This is a genomic window from Streptomyces sp. NBC_00637, from assembly GCF_045161545.1.
In the GTDB taxonomy this organism is placed as follows: Bacteria; Actinomycetota; Actinomycetes; order Streptomycetales; family Streptomycetaceae; genus Streptomyces.
In genome coordinates, this window is the sequence record NZ_CP109046.1 from 5,337,934 (window position 1) to 5,358,057 (window position 20,124).

Below are 20,124 nucleotides of genomic sequence, written 5' to 3' on the forward strand. Positions count from 1 at the left end.
GGGGATCCGCCCCTGATTTCTCCCCTGGTCTCTCTCAGGGTCTCCCCGGAAAGGTCCCCCATGGCACCGCGCATCCTGCTGGCCCGGCACGGACAGACCGAGTGGTCGCTGTCCGGCAAGCACACCGGCCGGACCGATGTGCCCCTCCTGGAGGAGGGCCGGCGCGGTGCCGAGCTGCTCGGCGAACGGCTGCACAGGGCGCCGTACGACGGCCTGAAGGACGTGGAGATACGTACCAGCCCGCTGGTACGCGCGCGTGAGACCTGCGAACTCGCCGGCTTCGGTGAGCGGGCCACCACCTGGGACACCCTCATGGAGTGGCACTACGGCGCCTACGAGGGAATGACCCCGGCCGAGATCCAGGCCGCCCGGCCCGGCTGGCTCATCTGGCGCGACGGCGTCCCCGAGGGCGAGACGCTCGCCGAGGTGACCGCCCGCGCGGACGAGGCCGTCGCCTGGGCCCGCTCGGCCGACCGGGACGTGCTGGTCTTCGCCCACGGGCACATCCTCCGCTCCATCGGGGCCCGCTGGCTGGGGCTGCCGCTCGACTTCGCGGCCCGGATCCGGCTGAACCCGACGTCCCTGTCGGTCCTGGGCTGGGCCTACGGCGAACCGGCGATCGAGAGCTGGAACGACCTCGGGCACCTCGGGTAGCCGCGGTCGTCGCGGGCGGATCCGGCGAACCGGTTCTCGCACCGGCCCCCGGCTCACACCGTCAGCGGTCGCACACCCTCCGCGGTCTCTCCCGCCGAGCTCTCACGCCATCCGCGGGGTCGAGGCGTGCCGCTCCAAGAACGTGGAGACGCCGCCCGCCCGCCGGTGCGGCAGCAGCACCCGGGCCGTGCCCGCCAGCATCGTCTGGATCCGGGACGACTGGACCTGGTCCAGCAGGTCCAGGACCCGCATCCCGGCCAGGGCCGCCTCGTCGGGGTGGCCCCCGCGCGCGAGGTCGTCCGCCAGCTCGGCGGTGTACAGGGCGATGTTCCGGGAGAAGTGCGGATCCTGGAGGTCGGCCGCCCGCTTCGCGTGCCGGGCCGCGCGCGGCCAGTCGCCGAGAGTCGACCAGCACTGCGCCTCGAGTCCCTCCAGCTCGGCCTCCCCGTAGAAGCTCATCCACTCGGGGTCGCTGTCGCAGGGGCCCCGGTCGTAGAGGGCCTGTGCGCGGACCAGGGCCTGCTCGCAGCCGGTGCGGTCGGCGAGCCCCGCCCAGCCGCCCGCCTCACGCAGCGCCAGCAGCGACATCAGGCGGGGCGAGCCCAGGGGACGGGCGACGCGCTGGGCGGCCTGGGCGGCGCGGACGGCCTCGCGGGGCCGTCCCGTGTCGCGTGCCAGGAACGCCGTGTTGCAGAAGGCGTGCGCCTCCAGTCCCTGGTCCCCGGTCATCCGGGCGGTCGCCAGCGCCTCCGCGTAGTGCGAGCGCGCGTCGTCGAACCGGCCCGAGTCGTGGGCCAGCCAGCCCACCGAGATGGCGAGCTCCCCGGCCCCCGAGTGGAGTCTGTCGGCGGTGGTCTGCCGGCTCGTCCCGGCGTCCAGCAGCGCGTAGGCGGCGCGCAGCGGAGCGGCCGCGCGCCGGTAGAGGCCGTCGGCCCCGTGCCGGTCGTCCAGCAACCGGATCCTGCGGACCGCTTCTTCGAGGGCACCGGCCTCGCTCGCTCCCGCGCGGCCCACGGGCCGATCCGCGGACGCGTCGTGGACGAGCCCGAGGGGGCCCAGCGTGGCGGCGGCCATCGTGGCACCTCCGCGGGTCATGAATGCGCGACGCAGCACGTCGCTCTCCTCGTCGTTGTCGTGCGTGTCGTACGGGTCCTGCGTGTCATACGGCTTGGGCGCACTACCCGTCTCACCCGTGTTCCGCTCGTCACTGGTAGTGCGCTCCGGTCTTGTGGTGTGCGTGCAGGGCGCGTCGTCGAGGGTGCGCGCCCCTCGTCCGCGCACGGACGAGCGGGGAGCGAACCCCAGATCGGTGAGCGTGCGGCCGGGGAACATGTGCAGGAACACCCGCTCGTACGCGTAGTTGGGGCAGCGGATCTCGCCCGCCTCGACCCGCCCGATGTAGCGCGCGTCACAGCTGACGCGCTCGCCGATCTCGCGCGCGGCCCGCCGCACGAGTGCGGCGAACTCAGCCGGTGAGCGATGTCCGCGCAGGTGGCGGAAGGCGAGGTTGGGCCGTGCCGGCCGGTCGGGCCGAGATGGGGTCACCGTTGACGACGCCATGGCCGGGTCCTCTCGTGCGAACCGTCGAACCATGCCGGAATAGGGATGAGTTGTCCGTGTGGCACCCTTGTTCCCGGCGGGCAAGAACGTACCTGCTGTGCTCGGGCCGCCATGCGGTGTTTGGCTACAAAACGGATATCTCATCCGCGATCTGCCATGAACTGCCATCCTTTGCGGCGGACTTCCGCCGTAGCCCTTGACGCCGTGAGGCGTTGAGCCTTGCGGACTACGGGCGGGCTGCGCGGTGGAGGCCGGGATGGAGACCAGGCAGAGCAACGTTCCTTCTATGACGTCGGTGCCGGCGTGCGACCTGGTGACGGTGCCGACCCGTCAGGGGTTGGAGGCGGTCGACATCCTGCGAAGGGGGTCGACGGGGGACGGGGTGGGGCCCGTTCTGCACGACGACGGTGACGACACGCTCGGCTTCGTGGTGCCGCCCGGGACGGCGGCGGCATGGGACATGCCGGGCAGTACCTGTACGAGGACCGACGGCAGGGGACTGCGACTCGCCCCCGAGCCGCCGGTCGAGGGCCCTGAGTGGCTGGTGCCTCCCGGCGAGGCGGACCTCGCGACGGATCCGGCGGTGCTGCGGCGGGCGTTGGGCGAGGCGGCCCGGCTGATCGAGGCGGCGGACAGCTGCCGGTGAGGACGCCTTCGGTGTGACCGGCGCGGCACCCGCCGGCGAACTCCGTGACCGTGTGCGGCGTCCGCCCCCGCCAGGCGCCCGCCGGCCCCCGAGGTGCGGCGCCCGGCCGTTCGCGAGGCGCCCCGGGTCCCGGGTGCGCGGACCCCGTCCGGCGCCTGTTCGGCCGGTGAGCGCGGAGAGCGGGCGCGGGCTGCGAAAATGCTGTCATGGCAAAGTCCAGGAACACCCGGCGCGAGCGGGACGCCGAAGCGGTCGTCGAACCCGTCGACGGCGGCCTCGCCCAGCTCGTACCCGACCGGGACCGGGCGCGGGCCTGGACGCTGCTCATCGACGGAGCCCCCCAGTCGCACGTCGACCTCGACGACCCCGCTCATCTCTCCTTCGAGTACCAGCGGCGCCTCGGTCATGTCATCGACCTCGTCGCTCCGCCCGGCAAGCCGCTGCACGTCGTGCATCTCGGCGGGGGCGCGTTCACCCTCGCCCGGTACGTCGCCGCCACTCGCCCCCGCTCCACCCAGCAGGTCGTCGAACGGGACGCGGCCCTCGTCCGACTGGTGCGCCGGGAGCTGCCGCTGGACCCGGGGGCGCGCATCAGGGTGAGGTCCGTCGACGCGCGCGAAGGTCTCGGCAAGGTTCCCGACGGGTGGGCCGATCTCGTGCTGGCCGACGTGTTCAGCGGCGCCCGGACCCCCGCCCACCTCACCTCGACCGAGTTCCTCGACGAGGTCCGCAGGGCCCTCAAGCCCGGCGGGGCCTACGCCGCCAACCTCGCCGACGGCCCGCCGCTCGCGCACCTGCGCGGCCAGATCGCCACCGCCGCCGCCCGGTTCACGGAACTCGCGCTGGTCGCGGACCCGACCGTGCTGCGTGGCAAACGGTTCGGCAACGCGGTACTCGTCGCCTCCGACCTGCCGCTGCCCACCGCCGAACTGACCCGCAGGGCCGCCTCCGACCCCCACCCCGGGCGGGTCGAGCACGGCAGGGCGCTCACCGATTTCACCGGGGGCGCGGTTCCGGTCGTGGACGCGTCCGCGGTGGCCTCGCCGGCCCCGCCGCCGTCGGTCTTCCGCTGAGCCGGCCGATCGGCCGCCCGGCCGGAGCACCGCGCGTCAGTACGTGCCCACCTCGACCCGGGGCGGCCCGTCGTGCCAGGTGCAGAAGACCGACACCCGGTCCGTGCCGGAGCTGAACTCCACCCGGATCCACGACTCCGTCTTCCACACCTGCATCGACCAGCCCGCGCCCGGCGTCGCCGAGACCAGCGAGGCGGAGACCTTGCCCAGGTCGAAGACGACCAGCCCGCCGTCGGTGTCGTAACTCCTCACCGTGCCCTGGGAGGTGCTCCGGGGCGTGCCGGAGGCGCTGGGGGAGGGGCCGGTGTCCGTCGCCGTCCGCGAGGGGGACGGGGACGCCGAGGTCCGGCTCGGGGTCGGGGACGGGCTCGGCGACGCGGACCGGCTGCTCGGCGGCGAGGACGGCGGCTTCGTCTCCTGGGTGATCGCCTCGCCCGCGGTGAGCGGGAGGGCGCGCGGCGGGTCGTAGGCCGTGCCCGCCATCACCGTGTGGACACCCCACCACGACAGCGTGACCGCCGCGCCCGTGGCGAGCGACCAGGCCAGTACGTGTACGAGTCCTCTGCGCATCGCGGGCCATCTTGCCCCACCCGCCTCACCCGTGTCGCACGGATGTCTCCTCGGCTGTTCCCCCGGCCGCGCACGGTCGCCTCACCGGTCGTCCACAGGAGCCGAGTTGTCCACAGGCCCGAATGACGCCCGTCCGCATGGCGTAGGTTGCGGCGCATGGCAAGTGTGCTCGTGGTCGAGGACGACCAGTTCGTCCGCTCGGCGCTCATCCGGCAGCTGACCGACGCCTCGCACCTCGTGCGCAGCGTCGGTACGGCACTGGAGGCGCTGCGCGAGGTCGCCCATTTCCGCTTCGACGTGGTCATCCTCGACCTGGGACTGCCCGATCTGGACGGCTCCGAGGCCCTGAAGATGCTGCGCGGCATCACCGACGTGCCGGTCATCATCGCCACCGCGCGCGACGACGAGACGGAGATCGTGCGCTTGCTGAACGCGGGCGCGGACGACTACCTGACCAAGCCGTTCTCGGTGGAGCACCTGTCGGCACGGATGGCGGCCGTGCTGCGCCGGGCCCGGTCCGGTGCCCCGGAGGCCGCGCCCTCCAGCGTCATCCACGTCGGCGGTCTGACCGTCGACCCGCTGCGCCGCCAGGCCGAACTGGAGGGCGTACGGCTCGACCTCACCCGCCGCGAGTTCGACCTGCTGGCCTTTCTCGCCGGCCGGCCGGGAGTCGTGGTCCCGCGCCGGGAACTGCTGGCCGAGGTGTGGCAGCAGTCCTACGGCGACGACCAGACCATCGACGTGCATCTGTCCTGGCTGCGCCGCAAGCTGGGCGAGACGGCGGCCCGGCCGCGCTATCTGCACACCCTGCGGGGCGTCGGCGTGAAGCTGGAGCCGCCCGTGGGCGACTCCGGGGGGACGGGACCGATCCGATGAGATGGGCACTGGTCAAGGTCTGTCTGGCGGTCACCACGATGGTCGTGGTCGCCTTCGCGGTGCCGCTCGGGCTCGTCATCAAGGAGATGGCCCGCGACCGCGCGTTCTCCAACGCCGAGCGGGAGGCCGCGGTGGTGGTCCCGGCGTTGTCCATCACGACCGACCGCGACCAGCTGGAGCGGGTCGTCGCCTCGGCGGGCTCCGACGACGGCATGGCGGTGCACCTGCCGGCGAGCGACGGCCGGGCCGCCGTCGACCTCGGCCGGCAGCGCGCCGCGGACGGCGACATCGCGGCCGTACGGAAGCTGGGCCGCGCCTCCACCACCGAGGTCGACGGAGGCTCCGCGCTGCTCCAGCCGGTCGCGCTGAGCCTGGGGACCGTGGTGATCGAGGTGTTCGTCCCCGAGTCCGAGGTGAGCAACGGCGTCGGCACGGCCTGGGCGGTGCTGGCGGCGGTCGGGGCCGCGCTGGTGGTCGGCTCGGTCGCCGTCGCCGACCGGCTGGGCGTACGGATGGTGCAGCCGGCGAGACGGCTGGTCGAGGGGGCGCACGAACTGGGGGAGGGCAAACTCGGCGCGAGGGTGCCGGAGGAGGGTCCGAACGAACTGCGCCTCGCGGCGGTGGCGTTCAACTCGATGGCGGATCAGGTCGTCCAACTGCTCGCCAACGAGCGGGAGCTGGCGGCTGACCTGTCCCACCGGCTGCGGACCCCGCTGACCGTCCTGCGGCTCAACGCCGCCTCCCTGGGCGAGTCCGCGGCCGCCGAGCAGACGAGGACCGCCGTCGCCCAGCTGGAGCGCGAGGTGGACACGATCATCCGGACGGCGCGGGAGGCCAAGCCGCAGACGGCGGCGGCCGGTCCGGGCGCGGGCTGCGACGCGGCGGAGGTGGTCCGGGAGCGGATGGCGTTCTGGTCGGCGCTCGCGGAGGACGAGGGCCGCAAGGTGCGCACCGCCGGCGTGGACCGCCCGGTCCGCATACCCGTGGCCCGTCCCGATCTCGCCGCCGCCCTGGACGCCCTGCTCGGCAACGTCTTCCGGCACACCCCGGAGGGCACGGCCTTCGCGGTCGACGTCCACAACGGCGAGGACGCGGTGATCGTCCTCGTCTCGGACGCGGGACCGGGCATCCGTGACCCCGAGGCGGCGATGGCGCGCGGCCGGGGCTCGGGCGAGGCGGGCTCGACCGGCCTCGGCCTGGACATCGTCCGCCGGCTCGCCGAGGCGACGGGGGGTGACGTCCGGATCGGCTCCTCGGTGCTGGGCGGTACCGAGGTGCGGCTCTGGATCCAGCTCGACGGGCGCGAGCCGGTGCGCCGGGGGCACAGGGGGGCGGTCCGCCGACGGCGACGCGCGGTCGCCGGCCGCTCCTGAGGGCCGAATTGGTCTCGACCTTTAACCACCCCCGATGTGTTCCTTAAGCGCTCCCTAAGAACCTCGACGGCCGTCCCTCTCAGGCGTTTTGCCCGGTTCGGGATCGCTAGCGTGCTGCCGCACCCACCCCGGGACCCCCCGTGAGCAGTGAAGGCAGGCACGTGATGAGCACGCATCGGCGCAAGGTCAGTCGCAGGAACAAGATGATCGGCGGCGCGGTCGCCGCGGCCGTGGTGGGCGGCGGGGCCGTTCTGCTCGGCGGTACCGCGCAGGCGGCCGGGGTGGGGGCGGCCTACACCAGGACCAGCGACTGGTCGACGGGGTACACCGCGCAGTACGTCGTGACGAACGACAGCGGTCAGGCGAAGGCGGCCTGGAAGCTCGAGTTCGATCTGCCGGCCGGCGCGAAGCTGAGCTCCCTGTGGAACGGGGAGTCCGCCGTCAGCGGGCAGCACGTCACCGTCTCGCCGCCCAAGTGGGACACCGACGGGCTCGCCGTCGGGGAGTCCGTCACCATCGGTTTCGTCGTCAACGGCAGTGCGGATCCCGCCGGTTGTCTGGTCGACGGTGCCCGGTGCTCCGCCGACGGCGGCGCCACGCCCGAGCCGAGCGGCCGGCCGACGGGCAGCGCGAGTCCCTCCACGGCCCCGAGCCCGAGCGCCACCTCCTCGCCCTCGACTCCCGCCACCCCCTCCTCTCCTGCACCGAGCACCAGCGCGAGCACCGGTACCGGCACCACCGCCGCCGCCGGGTTCGCCCCGTACGTCGACACCTCCCTCTATCCCGCCTTCGACCTCCTGGCGAGCACGAGCGCGACCGGGGTGAAGGACTACAACCTCGCGTTCGTCACCGACGGCGGCGGCTGCACGCCCAAGTGGGGCGGCGTGACCGACCTCGCGAGCGACGGCGTGGCCGCGCAGATCGGTGCCCTGCGGGCCAAGGGCGGTGACGTCCGGGTCTCCTTCGGGGGCGCCTCCGGCTCCGAGCTGGCGACGACCTGCTCCTCGGCGGACGCGCTGGCGGCGGCGTACGGGAAGGCGGTGGACGCCTACGGGCTCACCAAGGTGGACTTCGACATCGAGGGCGGAGCGCTGCCGAACACCGCGGCCAACGCCCGCCGCGCCCAGGCGATAGCCGGGCTCCAGCAGCAGCACCCGGACCTGGACGTGTCCTTCACCCTTCCCGTCATGCCCGAGGGGCTCACCCAGGACGGCGTGAACCTGCTGGCCGGCGCGAAGTCCGCCGGCGTGAAGATCAACACCGTCAACATCATGGCGATGGACTACGGGCCGGCGTACAGCGGCGACATGGGGACCTATGCCGAGCAGGCCGCCACGGCCACCCAGGCGCAGGTCAAGAGCGTCCTCGGGCTCGGTGAGAGCGCGGCCTGGAAGACGGTCGGGGTCACCCCGATGATCGGTGTGAATGACGTCACGTCCGAGATCTTCAAGGTCGAGGACGCCACCCAGCTGGTCGCCTTCGCCAAGGCCAAGGGGCTCGGCCCGCTGTCGATGTGGTCGGCCACCCGGGACAAGCAGTGCGCCGGCGGGGCGAAGAACTACGCGGACGCGACGTGCAGTTCGATCGTCCAGGCCGACTCCGCTTTCTCGAAGGCGTTCGCCGCCTACAAGTGATCAATGGAACGGCCGGACGGGAGAGGGGGACGGAGCGGGAAAACGATCACGTAAACGATCAAGGTGTGTCGATTACGTTTCGACAAATGGAGCCGACGGCTCTTGACGCATGACCGGACATACGGCTGTTATTGCGCCACCCCGTGTTCGGTCAAGTTGATTTCTGGTCGATTGCGACTGGCTTTCAGCCACTTCGTGGCCGAACCTCGCGTCAGGAGCCGTTCATGCACCACCTCTCCCCCTCCGGCCGCCTCGCTCTCCCCTCCCCGACCCGTCGCACCCTCCTGCGCGGGATGGGCGGCGCGGCCGTCCTCGGCGCCGGCATACCCCTGCTCTCCGCCTGCGGCGGCAGCGGTACCGCGGCCGACCCGAAGACCGTCACCCTCGGCTCCAACGCCTCCGACGCCGTACCGAAGAAGGCCTTCGCGGAGATCTACGCGGCCTTCAAGAAGCAGTCCGGGATCACGGTCGACGTGAACACCAAGGACCACAACACGTTCCAGGAGCAGATCAACTCCTACCTCCAGGGCACCCCGGACGACGTGTTCAACTGGTTCGCCGGCTACCGCATGCAGTTCTTCGCGGCCAAGAAGCTCGCCACCCCGATCGACGACGTGTGGCAGAAGATCGGCGACAACTTCCCCGACGCGATGAAGGCGCTCAGCAAGGGCGAGGACGGCAAGTACTACTTCGTGCCGCTGTACACGTACCCCTGGGCGCTCTTCTACCGGAAGAGCGTTTTCCAGCAGCACGGCTACACCGTCCCCACCACCTGGGACCAGCTCGTCGCCCTGTGCAAGCAGATGAAGAAGGACGGGCTCGTCCCGATCGCCTTCGGCGACAAGGACGCCTGGCCCGCGCTCGGCACCTTCGACCAGATCAACTTCCGCACCAACGGCTACGACTTCCACGTCGAGCTGATGGCGGGCAAGGCCTCCTGGACCGACGCCAAGGTCCGCAAGACCTTCGACCACTGGGCCGAGATCCTCCCGTACCACCAGGACGGCGCCGTGGGCCGCACCTGGCAGGACGCCGCCCAGACCCTCGTCTCCAAGAAGGCCGGCATGTATCTGCTGGGCACCTTCGTCGCGCAGCAGTTCACGAACCAGGCCGACGCCGACGACCTCGACTTCTTCGCCTTCCCCGAGATCGACCCGGCCTACGGCCAGGACACCGTCGAGGCGCCCACCGACGGCTTCATGCTCTCCAAGGCCCCGAAGAGCAAGGCGGCCGCCGTCAAGCTCCTGGAGTACCTGGGCACGCCGGAGGCCGAGGCGACCTACCTCAAGGCCGACCCGAGCGTCGTCGCCGCCTCCTCCAAGGCCGACACCTCCTCGTACACCGCCTTGCAGAAGAAGGCGTACGAGATGATCAGCGGCGCCAAGCACCTCACGCAGTTCATGGACCGTGACAGCCGGCCGGACTTCACGTCCACGGTGATGCAGCCCGCGCTGCAGAAGTTCGTCCGCGACCCCAAGGGGATCGACAGCCTGCTGTCGTCGATCGAGCGCCAGAAGAAGACGATCTTCGCGTCCGGCTGAGACCGACCTCCCTTCCGAAGCGGATGAGCACCGACACCATGAGCTCCGAAACGACCACGAAGAGCCCGCGGGCGGCCGTCGAGCCGACCGCGGGCACCGCGCTCTCGAAGAAGCGGGCCGCGCAGGGCCACCGGCGCCTGCTGACCCGCCGCGACCGGCTCACGCTCGCCCTGATGGCGGGTGTGCCGACGCTGTTGCACGTGGCCCTTGTCTGGGCGACCGCCCTGGCCTCGGTCGCGCTGGCCTTCACCACCTGGGACGGCATCGGCTTCGGCTCCATCAAGTGGGTGGGGCTGGACAACTTCCGTGAGCTGTTCGGCAACAACCCGCAGTTCTGGCCCGCCGTGCAGCACAACGTCATCTGGTTCGTCGTGCTGATCCTGGTCCCGACGCCGTTCGGGCTCTTCCTGGCGGTGCAGCTGGACAAGAAGATCCGGTTCAGCCGGGTCTACCAGACGGCGTTCTTCCTGCCGGTCGTGGTCTCCATGGCCGTCATCGGCTTCGTCTGGCAGCTGGTCTACAACCCCGACACCGGCCTGATCAACAGCCTCATCGGGGCCAACGAGCCAGGCCACTACATCGACTGGATCGGCGACCCGCACCTCAACCTGTGGGCGATCCTGATCGCCGCCTCCTGGCGGCACGCCGGCTACATGATGATCCTCTACCTGGCCGGTCTGAAGAGCGTCGACCCCGCCCTGCGCGAGGCGTCCGCGCTGGACGGCGCGAACGAGTGGCAGACGTTCAAGAACGTCATCTTCCCCACCCTGCGCCCCACCAACACCGTCGTCCTCGTGGTGACGATCATCGAGGCACTGCGCGCCTTCGACCTGGTCTTCGTCTTCAACAAGGGCGCCCAGGGCACCGAACTGCTGTCGATCCTGGTCACCAACAACATCATCGGCGAGTCCAGCCGCATCGGTTACGGATCGGCCATCGCCGTCGTCCTGCTGGTGATCTCCCTCGCCGTGATCATCCCCTACCTGATCGCGACCTTCCGCAAGGAGCGGCGAGCATGAGCGCGACCCTCGCGACCAAGCAGCGCACCCCGGTGCGCCCCGCCCGGATCCTGTTGCACACCTTCCTCGTCGTGACGTCCCTGGCCTGGCTGGCGCCGCTGCTGTGGGCCCTGTTCGCGGCCCTGCGCCCCTACGCCGAGACCAGCGAGAAGGGCTACGTCTCCTGGCCCGACAAGCTCGGCTTCGACAACTTCACCGACGCGTTCCGGCAGTCGGACATGCTGCACTACTTCGGCAACACCCTGCTGATCGCGGTCCCTGCCGTGCTCGTGACCCTCTTCCTGTCCTCGTGCGTGGCCTTCTACGTCAGCCGCTTCGACTTCCGGGTCAACCTCTTCCTGCTCCTGGTGTTCACGGCCGGCAACCTGCTCCCGCAGCAGGTGATCATCACCCCGCTGTACCGCCTGTACCTCCTGGTCGACCTGCCGGGCATCACGGTCAGCGGCAAGCTCTACGACTCCGCGCTCGGCCTGGTCCTCATCCACGTCGCGTTCCAGTCCGGGTTCTGCGCCTTCGTGCTCAGCAACTACATGCGCTCGCTGCCGCACGAGCTGACCGAGGCCGCGCTCGTCGACGGCGCGTCTGTCTGGCGGCTCTACTGGCAGATCGTGCTGCCGCTGTGCAAGCCCGCGATGGCCGCCCTGGCGACCCTGCTCTCCATCTGGATCTACAACGACTTCTTCTGGGCGATCGTGCTGATCTCCACCGGCGAGAACATGCCGATCACCTCAGCCCTGAACAACCTCTCCGGCCAGTACTTCACCGACCCCAACCTCGTCGCCGCCGGCGCCCTGCTCACCGCCATCCCCACACTGATCGTCTACTTCGTCCTCCAGCGCCAGTTCGTCAGCGGCCTGACCCTGGGCGCCAGCAAGGGCTGACGGCCACCCCTGCCCGCGCCCTTCCCGGCGCGCGCCTCCCCGCGAGCCCCTCCCCGTGAAAGAGATCCCCGTGCACCACCCCTTCACCCCGGTGGCCGCCGTTCCCGTGGACCCGCGTCGTGCCCGCGTCCACGAGGAGGGCTGGCAGTCCTGGAGCCCGAGCGGCACCTACGCGCTCCACGACACCCCGTACCGCCCGACGAACGACAACTGGGCGACGGTCTGCTACCGCCCGGGGACCACCGTCCCCGCGGGCGCCTTCCAGGGGGAGGGGCTGCTGGCCCTCGACCCCGGCGACGGCTCGCCGGTACGCCTGTGGGCGGCGCCGGACCCGACGCGGGAGGTGCCGTCCATCCGCCTCACCCCGGCCGGATCCGTGGCGGAGATCAGCGCCGACGGCCCGGTGAAGGAGTACACGGGCACCGGCGTCCAGGCGCTCCTGTCCGACTGGGCCGCCGGACTCGGCCTCCCGGCCCCCCGCCCAGCGCCGACCGTCTGGTGCTCTTGGTACGAGTACTTCACCACCGTCACCGAGGACGACATCCACGAGAACCTCCGCGCGATGGACACCCTCGACCTGCCCGTCGACGTCGTCCAGATCGACGACGGCTACCAGCGCGCCCTGGGCGACTGGCTCGTCCTCTCGGGCCGCTTCCGCTCCCGTGCCGGCATCGCCGACGCCATCCGCGCCCGGGGCCGCCGCGCGGGCATCTGGACGGCACCCTTCCTGGTCGACCCGAGCAGCGAACTCGCCGCCCGGCACCCCGACTGGCTGGTCCGCTCCGCCGACGGCGGCTTCGCGCACGCCGGCCACAACTGGGACCACGACCTGCGGATCCTCGACACCACCCACCCCGAGGCGGCGGCGTACCTGACGGACGTCTTCCGCACGCTGCGCGCCGAGGGCTACGACTACTTCAAGGTCGACTTCCTGTACGCGGGCGCGCTGGACGGCGTACGGCACGACGCCACGGTGGACGCGCTGACGGCGTACCGCGCGGGCGTCGAGCTGATCCGTGCGGCGCTCGGCCCCGACGCGTACCTGCTCGGCTGCGGCGCGCCGATCCTGCCCTCCCTCGGCCTCTTCGACGCGATGCGGGTCAGCCCCGACACCGCCCCGCACCGCCGCCCCGAGGCCGACGACTACAGCCAGCCCGGCCAGGACCCGGCGGAGTTCACCGGCGCCGGCCGCCAGTGGCAGCACGGCAGGCTCTGGACCAACGACCCCGACTGCCTGATGGCCCGCCCGGCGGTGGAGACCCGTGAGCGGTGGGCCGCGCACGTGGAGGCGACCGGCGGCCTGATGGCGTCCAGCGACCGCCTGCTGTCACTCGACATCTGGGGCGTGGACACCACCCGCCGCCTGCTGTCGGGAGGCGACCGATGACCCCTCGCGAGCCGAACGTCCACTCCGGCCGAGTGGCCTCGTAGACGGAAGGTCCCGCGGCGGGCGTCCCGGCGGTGACACGGCACGACCTCGGCACGGTCACCGCCCGGTGGCCGCCCCGGGGAACGACGGGGCGCGGCACGCCCCCTCTGCGTGCCGCGCCCCTTCCCCGCTCCCCGGGTCAGGTGGTCTCGGTGGGCGCCAGGGTGCCCGTGCGGGCCGCCTGGCTGTACCACAGCGCGCTCGACTTCGGCGTACGGGTCAGCGTCGCGTAGTCGACGTACACCGCGCCGAACCGCTTCTCGTAGCCGTACGCCCACTCGAAGTTGTCGAGGAGCGACCAGAGGTAGTAGCCCCGCACGTCCGCGCCGTCCGCGATCGCCCGCCGGACCGCCGAGAGGTGGCCGTGCAGATAGGCGATGCGCTCCGGGTCGTGGACGCGGCCGTCGGAGTCGGGCTTGTCGTCGTAGGCCGCGCCGTTCTCCGTGATGTAGAGGGGCAGACCCGGCGCCTCCGCCGTGTAACGCATGATCAGCTCGTGCAGGCCGGTCGGGTCGATGGACCAGCCCATCTCCGTACGGTCGCCGGGCGTCAGATGGAACGCCACGTCGTCCGCGCCCGGCCACGGCGAGTGGTCGCTCGCGCCGTGACCGTCCGAGCGGGGGCCCCGCACCGACGCGTCCGCCGCCGAGACCAGCGTGGGCGTGTAGTAGTTCAGACCCAGCGCGTCCAACGGCTGGTGGATGGCCCGCAGATCGCCGTCGAGGACGTACGACCAGTCCGTCAGCGACGAGGTCGCCGCCAGCAGCGTCTCCGGGTAGGCGCCCCGCAGGATCGGATCGTGGAAGACACCGTTGGCCAGGTCGTCGATCTTCCGCACCGCGGCCAGGTCCGCCGGGTCGCCCGGGGTGAGCGGGCGCACCACCGAGGAGTTGAGGCTGATCGCCACCGAGTTGCGGGCCGGCATGGCCGCGCGCAGCGCCGACGTGCCCAGGCCGTGCGCCAGGTTCAGGTGGTGCGCCGCCTTCAGCGACGCCACCGGCTCGGTACGGCCCGGCGCGTGCACGCCGGACGCGTAGCCCAGGAAGGCGCTGCACCACGGCTCGTTGAGGGTGATCCAGTTCTCCACGCGGTCGCCGAGCGCCTCGCCGACGATCTGCGCGTACTCCGCGAACCGCAGGGCCGTGTCCCGCTCCGGCCAGCCGCCCGCGTCCTCCAGCTCCTGCGGGAGGTCCCAGTGGTAGAGGGTGACGGCCGGCTTGATGCCCTTCTCCAGCAGGTCGTCCACGAGACGGCGGTAGAAGTCGAGGCCCACCTGCACCGCGGGGCCGCGGCCGGTCGGCTGGACCCGGGACCAGGAGATGGAGAAGCGGTACGCCGACAGGCCCAGCTCCGCCATCAGCGCCACGTCGTCGCGGTAGCGGTGGTAGTGGTCGACAGCGATGTCACCGGTTTCGCCACCGGCCGTCTTACCGGGCGTATGGCTGAAGGTGTCCCAGATCGAGGGGGTGCGGCCGCCCTCGCGCACCGCCCCCTCGATCTGGTACGCGGAGGTCGCGGCACCCCAGAGGAAGGCGGGTGGAAAGGTAATGGGCTCAGGCATGGAAGCGCTCCCATGATGGTCGTCGAGACCGACGAGGTCGGGGGGGGAAGTGGTGCGGAGGGGGGCCGGGGCGGCGGTGACCCGGCCCCCGCGAAGTCACGGACTGACGGGCGGGAGGGCGTCGGGAGACGTCGTACGACGTGTGTCGCGTCGCGTCGTCAGCCCTTCACGGCGCCCTGCATGATGCCGCCCACGATCTGCTTGCCGAAGATCGCGAAGACCAGCAGCAGCGGCAGCGTGCCCAGCAGCGCGCCCGCCATGATCAGGGACTGGTCCGGGGTGTACCCGCGGCCGAGGCCCGCGACCGCGACCTGCACGGTCGGGTTGCCGGTCTGGCTCAGCACCAGGAACGGCCACAGGAAGTCGTTCCACGTCTGCACGAACATCAGCATGCCGAGCACCGCCATCGCCGGGCGCGCCGCGGGGAACACCACGTGCCAGACCACGCGCCAGCTGCTCGCGCCGTCCACCCGGGCCGCCTCGATGATCTCGTCGGGCAGCGCCTGGATGAGGTACTGCCGCATGAAGAACACACCGAACGCGCTCACCAGCGACGGCAGGATCACGGCCTGGAGCTGATCCGTCCACTCCAGCTTGGCGACCATCATGTACAGCGGGATGATGCTCAACTGCGGCGGCACCATCATCGTGCCGATCACGATCAGCATCAGCGCGCCCCGGCCCCGGAACCGGAGCTTGGCGAAGGCGAACCCGGCGATCGTCGACAGGAAGACGATCGTCGCCGCCGAAGTCCCCGCCACGATCGTCGTGTTGACGAACGCCTTGCCCAGGTTCGCGTCGTTCCAGGCCACGTCCAGGTTGTGGAAGAGGTTCGAGCCGAACACGAACGGGGGCGGGTTCTGCGCCAGCCGGTTGTTGTCGCGGGACGCCGCGATCGCCGTCCACACCAGCGGGAACAGCGAAACGATGGTGAACACGCCCAGGATGATGTAGGCGATCGGGCCGCCGTGCATCTGCCCGCCGGCCCGCGCGGACTTCGGCCGGCGCACCTTGCGGGCGGTCGGCACGGCGTCCTCGGGTTCCGCGGACTTCACGGTCGTTGTCGTCGTCGTCACGGCCGGTACTCCTAACTACTGGCGCGCAGCCGGCGCGAGATGACGTAGTTGACGATGCCGATCACGATCAGGATCAGGAACATCGTCCAGGCGATCGCCGAGGCCCGGCCCAGGTGCTGGTTCACCCAGCCCTGCTCGTACAGGTACAGGCCCAGCGTCTGGAACTGGTGTTCCGCGCCGCCCGACGCGCCCTTGTTGGCGTCGAAGAGCAGCGGTTCACCGAAGACCTGACTGGCGCCGATCGTCGAGACGACGACCGTGAACAGGATCGTCGGCCGCAGCGACGGCAGCGTCACGTGCAGGAACTGCTTCCAGCGGCTGGCGCCGTCCAGCGCCGCCGACTCGTACAGGTCCTGCGGGATCGCCTGCATCGCGGCCAGGTAGATCAGCGCGTTGTAGCCGGTCCACCGCCAGACGACGATCGACGAGACGGCGATCTGCGAAGGCCACTTGTCGTTCTGCCAGTCGATCGCGTCGATCCCGACGAAGTGCAACGCCCAGTTGATCATGCCGTAGTCGCGCCCGAAGAGCAGCACGAAGACCAGCGAGGCGGCCGCGATCGAGGTCGCGTACGGCGCGAGCATCGCGACGCGGTAGAAGGTCGAGGCGCGCAGCTTGTAGTTGAGGATGTGGGCGAGGCCCATCGCCATCAGCAGCTGCGGAACGGTCGAGATGATCCCGATCGTCAGGGTGTTCTTCGCCGCGTTCCAGAAGAAGTCGTCGTCGAAGATGCGCGTGTAGTTGCGCATCCCCACCCACTCCATGTCGGTGGGCGCGGTCAGCTCCACCTGGTGCAGCGACGCCCAGCCGGTGTAGATCAGCGGGAACAGGCCGAACGCGAGGAACAGCAGGAAGAACGGCGAGACGAAGGCGTACGGGCTCCAGCGCTTGTCGCGCTGCCAGCGGCGGGAGAGCCGGGCCCGATGCCGCTGCTCCGCCTCCGTGGGAACGGCGGCCGGGCGGCCCGGGGCCGCGCCCCCCTCCTTGGTGGGGGGCGCGGCGGTGTCGTGGCGGGTGGCCATTCGGGTCACTTGTCCAGGTTGTTGTCGATGGTCTTGGTGGCCGTCTTCCAGGCCTCCGCCGCCGACTTGCCCTTCGTCACGAGGATGACGCCGTTGTCGGTCAGGCCCTGCTGGATGATCTGGTCCTTCGGGCCGATCACCTGCACCGGCGCGGTCTTGGCGGCCTCGGAGAAGACCGTGCCGATCGGCGAGTCACCGGTCATGTCGTTCTTCGCACCGGTGACCTCGGCCATCGTGTACGCACTCGGCGTGCTGGGGAAGGACCCCTGCACCTTGAACAGCTTCGCCTGCTGCTCGGGCGCGGTCAGCCAGGTGATGAAGGCCTCGGCCTCCTTCACGTGCTTGCCGCTCTTCGGGACGCCCAGGAAGGAGCCGCCCCAGTTGCCGGACTTGGGCGCGACGGCCACGTCCCACTTGCCGGCGTCCTCGGCCTTGGCCTTGCCCTTGATGGTGCCGAGCATCCACGGCGGGCAGGCTATGGTCGCGAACTTGCTGTTGGCGATCGTGGTGTCCCAGGCCGGCTGGAACTGTGTCTGGGCCTGGACCAGGCCCTCCTCGGCGGCCTTCGCGGTCAGGTCGAACGCGTCCTTCACCGCCGGGTTCGTCTTGTAGATGATCTCGCCGGAGGAGTCGTAGAACTTCTCCTTCTCGCTGCTGAGGATGGCGTTGATCAGGCCGCCGGGGGAGTCCATGAAGAACGTGCCGGCCTTGGCCTTCTTCTTGTACTGCTCACCGGTGGCGACGAACTTGTTCCAGTCGCCGGCCCACAGCTTGCCGACCTCGGTGCGGTCGGTGGGCAGACCGGCCGCCTCGAAGAGGTCCTTGCGGTAGCAGAGGGCCATCGGGCCGACGTCGGTGCCCAGAGCGATCGTCTGGCCGTCCTTGGTGGTGCCCTGCGACCACTTCCAGTCCAGCCACTTGGTCTTGTCGACGCCCGAGACCTTGGACATGTCCTCGAACTTCGCCGCCTGGGTGGCGACGACCTCGGCGATGTTGCCCACTTCGATGGCCTGGACGTCCATCAGACCACTGTTGGTCGTGAGGTGGTTGAGGAGCGCCGGGTAGTAGTTCTCGTTCCGCTCGGTGACGTTCTCGGCGATCTTGATGTCGGGGTGGAGCTTCTCGTACTCGGCGTAGAGACCGGCCTCCTTGAAGCCCATCGTGCCGAACAGGCCCATCGTGATCGTCGTCTTGCCCTTGCCGCTGCCCGACGACGAACCGTCGGAAGCGTCGTCGTTGCCGTCGTCGGCACAGCCGGCCAGCAGCCCGGCGCCCAGCGACGCCACGGCCGCCAGGACCACCACCCGGCGGGTGGTTCGGGTACGTGCTCGCATTGCGTCCTCCTGTTGCCCTGACGTGCCGACCCCCCGGCCAACTGCATTGTTGGGCCCGTTAGTTACTCGCTGCGGCTCGGGCGGGGAACGTGCGGGATGTGTATGTGTCAGGTACCGTGGGAGCGCTCCCACAGGTGATGTGTTGAAGAGTCGTCGGTTCGGGCGGGGGTGTCAAGGGTGGGGGCGCGGAGAGATGCGTTCAGTTATCGGGCTGTTAGCTAACTCGCGGGGACAGCGCTTTCCGGCCGTGCGCGATGACGCTCGGACCCTCCGGTGTCCGGGAGTTGGGCGCTTTTCGGCTCCCGGGGCGAGACCCGTCCGGCGTCCGAGGGCAAGGCTGCTTCAGGACCGAAGCGGGCCCCCGCGGGCTGTGGCCATCGGTGAAGATGGGCTGAACGGACTGGGCTGTTAGATTCCAGGCCAGCGTGAACGACGGCGGGAAGGCGGGGCTCATGGCAAGCCACGGAGCGCGGAGCCGGAGCGGAGGGCGGCCGACTCTCGAGGAGGTGGCCGCACGCGCCGGTGTCGGCCGCGGCACGGTCTCCCGGGTGATCAACGGCTCCCCGAGAGTCAGTGACGCGACCCGCGCGGCCGTCGAGGCGGCCGTCGCCGAGCTCGGTTACGTCCCCAACACCGCGGCCCGCGCCCTGGCCGCCAACCGCACGGACGCGATCGCGCTGGTGGTCCCCGAGCCGGAGACCCGCTTCTTCGCCGAGCCCTACTTCTCGGACATGCTGCGGGGCGTGGGCGCGGAGCTCTCCGACACCGAGATGCAGCTGCTGCTGATCTTCGCGGGTAGCGATCGCGAACGACGCCGGCTCGCCCAGTACCTGGCGGCGCACCGCGTCGACGGGGTGCTCCTGGTCTCGGTCCACGCGGACGACCCGTTGCCCGATCTGCTGGCCCAGCTGGAGATCCCGGCGGTGATCAGCGGCCCGCGTTCCGCCGCGGAGACCCTCCCATCCGTGGACTCCGACAACTACGGCGGTGCCCGCTCCGCGGTGGAACACCTGCTGTCCCGGGGGCGCACCCACATCGCCCACATCACGGGGCGCCTGGACGTCTACGGAGCCCAGCGGCGCGTCGACGGCTACCGGGACGCCCTGCTCGACGCGGGATACCCGGCGGACGAGGGTCTGATCGCGCCGGGCGACTTCACCGAGGAGGGCGGTCACCGCGCGATGGGCGAGCTGCTCGCCCGCAACCCTTCCCTCGACGCGGTCTTCGCGGGCTCCGACGTCATGGCGGCCGGGGCCCGCCGGGCCCTGCGCGAGGCGGGGCTGCGTCTCCCGGAGGACGTGGCGATGGTCGGCTACGACGACTCGGCGATCGCCCGGCACATGGACCCGCCGCTGACGAGCGTCCGCCAGCCCATCGAGGAGATGGGCCGCAGGATGCTCGACCTGCTCCTCACGGAGATCGCGGACCGCCGTCCCGCGGTCTCCCGCGGCCTGGAGCGACGGAAGGTCGTGCTGGCGACGGAGCTGGTGGGACGCTCGTCCTCCTGAGCGTGGCGCCGCCGGGCGTGGCGTGCGTTCACGGAGTGAAGGCCGGCCGCCGGCGCACCTCGCCGTCCTGCCGCTCCGCGGTGGCCGAGAGCCCGGCGGAACGGGCCACGGCCGCCGACGCGTGGTGGTCGGGGTGGAGGTGGGCGACGATCGTGCGGACCCCCTGTGCCCGCAGCCGGCCGACGAGTCCCGCGGCCGCCTCGGAGGCGAGGCCGCGGCCCTGCCAGGGGGTGCCGACGACCCAGGCGATCCCGGCGTGATCCCGCCCGGTCACGGTGGCCTGGACGGTCCCGGCCGGCCGGTGTCCCGCACCCGGAGCCGGGCGGTCGCGAACGGCTCGGCGGGGACGGTCGAGCGCATGGCCCCT

General features: G+C 71.1%; 17 protein-coding genes and 1 pseudogene. 11 read left to right on the plus strand and 7 right to left on the minus strand.

Annotated features, from left to right (window positions below; all coding sequences use genetic code 11):
- Nucleotides 1-60: 60 nt before the first annotated feature.
- Nucleotides 61-654, plus strand: a complete 594-nt coding sequence (locus OG440_RS23460) for a histidine phosphatase family protein (RefSeq protein ID WP_406008751.1) — start codon at nt 61-63, stop codon at nt 652-654.
- A 102-nt stretch (nt 655-756) separates the two neighbouring features.
- On the opposite strand, the gene OG440_RS23465 is transcribed toward OG440_RS23460, so the two are convergent.
- Nucleotides 757-2,214 carry a hypothetical protein gene (locus tag OG440_RS23465; RefSeq protein ID WP_406008752.1) on the minus strand — a complete coding sequence of 486 codons (1,458 nt, stop codon included), beginning with the start codon at nt 2,212-2,214 and terminating at the stop codon, nt 757-759.
- Nucleotides 2,215-2,470: 256 nt separating this feature from the next.
- On the opposite strand from OG440_RS23465, the gene OG440_RS23470 reads away from it, so the two are divergent.
- On the plus strand, nt 2,471-2,860 hold the full coding sequence (locus OG440_RS23470) for a hypothetical protein (protein ID WP_406008753.1): 390 nt from the start codon (nt 2,471-2,473) through the stop codon (nt 2,858-2,860).
- Nucleotides 2,861-3,066: 206 nt separating this feature from the next.
- Nucleotides 3,067-3,933: a spermidine synthase gene (locus OG440_RS23475; RefSeq protein WP_406008754.1), complete on the plus strand. Its 867-nt coding sequence runs from the start codon at nt 3,067-3,069 to the stop codon at nt 3,931-3,933.
- 36 nt (nt 3,934-3,969) lie between these two features.
- Here the strand turns inward: OG440_RS23475 and OG440_RS23480 are convergent, their stop codons facing one another.
- Complete coding sequence (locus OG440_RS23480) at nt 3,970-4,503, minus strand: hypothetical protein (protein WP_406008755.1); 534 nt, start codon at nt 4,501-4,503, stop codon at nt 3,970-3,972.
- 156 nt (nt 4,504-4,659) lie between these two features.
- Between OG440_RS23480 and OG440_RS23485 the strand changes: the two genes are divergently transcribed.
- From OG440_RS23485 to OG440_RS23515, 7 genes are all read left to right on the plus strand, one after another.
- A complete protein-coding gene (locus OG440_RS23485; RefSeq protein ID WP_406008756.1) occupies nt 4,660-5,379 on the plus strand; it encodes a response regulator transcription factor in 720 nt (239 codons plus the stop codon).
- Nucleotides 5,376-6,752 (plus strand): ATP-binding protein, encoded by a 1,377-nt coding sequence (locus OG440_RS23490; RefSeq protein ID WP_406008757.1) that lies wholly within the window; start codon nt 5,376-5,378, stop codon nt 6,750-6,752. The genes OG440_RS23485 and OG440_RS23490 overlap by 4 nt, the downstream gene beginning before the upstream one ends.
- A 164-nt stretch (nt 6,753-6,916) precedes the next feature.
- On the plus strand, nt 6,917-8,386 hold the full coding sequence (locus tag OG440_RS23495) for a cellulose binding domain-containing protein (RefSeq protein ID WP_406008758.1): 1,470 nt from the start codon (nt 6,917-6,919) through the stop codon (nt 8,384-8,386).
- A 224-nt stretch (nt 8,387-8,610) separates the two neighbouring features.
- The gene (locus OG440_RS23500; protein WP_406008759.1) at nt 8,611-9,927 is read left to right on the plus strand and encodes an ABC transporter substrate-binding protein; all 1,317 of its coding nucleotides are present in this window, start codon (nt 8,611-8,613) and stop codon (nt 9,925-9,927) included.
- Nucleotides 9,928-9,965: 38 nt separating this feature from the next.
- Nucleotides 9,966-10,946, plus strand: coding sequence for a carbohydrate ABC transporter permease (locus tag OG440_RS23505; protein ID WP_406008760.1), 981 nt, complete (start codon nt 9,966-9,968; stop codon nt 10,944-10,946).
- The gene (locus tag OG440_RS23510; RefSeq protein WP_406008761.1) at nt 10,943-11,827 is read left to right on the plus strand and encodes a carbohydrate ABC transporter permease; all 885 of its coding nucleotides are present in this window, start codon (nt 10,943-10,945) and stop codon (nt 11,825-11,827) included. Before OG440_RS23505 ends, OG440_RS23510 begins: the two co-directional genes overlap by 4 nt.
- A gap of 70 nt (nt 11,828-11,897) precedes the next feature.
- Nucleotides 11,898-13,214, plus strand: a complete 1,317-nt coding sequence (locus OG440_RS23515; protein WP_406011435.1) for a glycoside hydrolase family 36 protein — start codon at nt 11,898-11,900, stop codon at nt 13,212-13,214.
- A gap of 181 nt (nt 13,215-13,395) precedes the next feature.
- On the opposite strand, the gene OG440_RS23520 is transcribed toward OG440_RS23515, so the two are convergent.
- The 4 genes from OG440_RS23520 to OG440_RS23535 all read right to left on the minus strand — a co-directional run bounded on the left by OG440_RS23520 (nt 13,396) and on the right by OG440_RS23535 (nt 18,249).
- The gene (locus tag OG440_RS23520) at nt 13,396-14,817 is read right to left on the minus strand and encodes a GH1 family beta-glucosidase (protein WP_406008762.1); all 1,422 of its coding nucleotides are present in this window, start codon (nt 14,815-14,817) and stop codon (nt 13,396-13,398) included.
- A 158-nt stretch (nt 14,818-14,975) separates the two neighbouring features.
- Nucleotides 14,976-15,872, minus strand: coding sequence for a carbohydrate ABC transporter permease (locus tag OG440_RS23525; RefSeq protein ID WP_406011436.1), 897 nt, complete (start codon nt 15,870-15,872; stop codon nt 14,976-14,978).
- A 32-nt stretch (nt 15,873-15,904) separates the two neighbouring features.
- Nucleotides 15,905-16,915, minus strand: coding sequence for a carbohydrate ABC transporter permease (locus tag OG440_RS23530; protein ID WP_406011437.1), 1,011 nt, complete (start codon nt 16,913-16,915; stop codon nt 15,905-15,907).
- 5 nt (nt 16,916-16,920) lie between these two features.
- Complete coding sequence (locus OG440_RS23535) at nt 16,921-18,249, minus strand: ABC transporter substrate-binding protein (protein WP_406008763.1); 1,329 nt, start codon at nt 18,247-18,249, stop codon at nt 16,921-16,923.
- Between the two features lie 452 nt (nt 18,250-18,701).
- Here OG440_RS23535 and OG440_RS23540 point away from each other — a divergent pair, with 452 nt between their 5' ends.
- Entirely contained in the window at nt 18,702-19,757 is a 1,056-nt protein-coding gene (locus OG440_RS23540) for a LacI family DNA-binding transcriptional regulator (protein WP_406008764.1), read from the plus strand.
- A gap of 28 nt (nt 19,758-19,785) precedes the next feature.
- Here OG440_RS23540 and OG440_RS23545 read toward each other — a convergent pair.
- Nucleotides 19,786-20,058, minus strand: a pseudogene (locus tag OG440_RS23545) (GNAT family N-acetyltransferase); the annotation flags it as partial.
- Nucleotides 20,059-20,124: the final 66 nt, after the last annotated feature.

Bases quoted from the DNA above. Each gene is read 5' to 3' on its own strand.
- OG440_RS23460 (WP_406008751.1), top strand. From the start codon at position 61: ATGGCACCGCGCATCCTGCTGGCCCGGCACGGACAGACCGAGTGGTCG.
- OG440_RS23465 (WP_406008752.1), bottom strand. From the start codon at position 2,214: ATGGCGTCGTCAACGGTGACCCCATCTCGGCCCGACCGGCCGGCACGG.
- OG440_RS23470 (WP_406008753.1), top strand. From the start codon at position 2,471: ATGGAGACCAGGCAGAGCAACGTTCCTTCTATGACGTCGGTGCCGGCG.
- OG440_RS23475 (WP_406008754.1), top strand. From the start codon at position 3,067: ATGGCAAAGTCCAGGAACACCCGGCGCGAGCGGGACGCCGAAGCGGTC.
- OG440_RS23480 (WP_406008755.1), bottom strand. From the start codon at position 4,503: ATGCGCAGAGGACTCGTACACGTACTGGCCTGGTCGCTCGCCACGGGC.
- OG440_RS23485 (WP_406008756.1), top strand. From the start codon at position 4,660: ATGGCAAGTGTGCTCGTGGTCGAGGACGACCAGTTCGTCCGCTCGGCG.
- OG440_RS23490 (WP_406008757.1), top strand. From the start codon at position 5,376: ATGAGATGGGCACTGGTCAAGGTCTGTCTGGCGGTCACCACGATGGTC.
- OG440_RS23495 (WP_406008758.1), top strand. From the start codon at position 6,917: ATGAGCACGCATCGGCGCAAGGTCAGTCGCAGGAACAAGATGATCGGC.
- OG440_RS23500 (WP_406008759.1), top strand. From the start codon at position 8,611: ATGCACCACCTCTCCCCCTCCGGCCGCCTCGCTCTCCCCTCCCCGACC.
- OG440_RS23505 (WP_406008760.1), top strand. From the start codon at position 9,966: ATGAGCTCCGAAACGACCACGAAGAGCCCGCGGGCGGCCGTCGAGCCG.
- OG440_RS23510 (WP_406008761.1), top strand. From the start codon at position 10,943: ATGAGCGCGACCCTCGCGACCAAGCAGCGCACCCCGGTGCGCCCCGCC.
- OG440_RS23520 (WP_406008762.1), bottom strand. From the start codon at position 14,817: ATGCCTGAGCCCATTACCTTTCCACCCGCCTTCCTCTGGGGTGCCGCG.
- OG440_RS23530 (WP_406011437.1), bottom strand. From the start codon at position 16,915: ATGGCCACCCGCCACGACACCGCCGCGCCCCCCACCAAGGAGGGGGGC.
- OG440_RS23535 (WP_406008763.1), bottom strand. From the start codon at position 18,249: ATGCGAGCACGTACCCGAACCACCCGCCGGGTGGTGGTCCTGGCGGCC.
- OG440_RS23540 (WP_406008764.1), top strand. From the start codon at position 18,702: ATGGCAAGCCACGGAGCGCGGAGCCGGAGCGGAGGGCGGCCGACTCTC.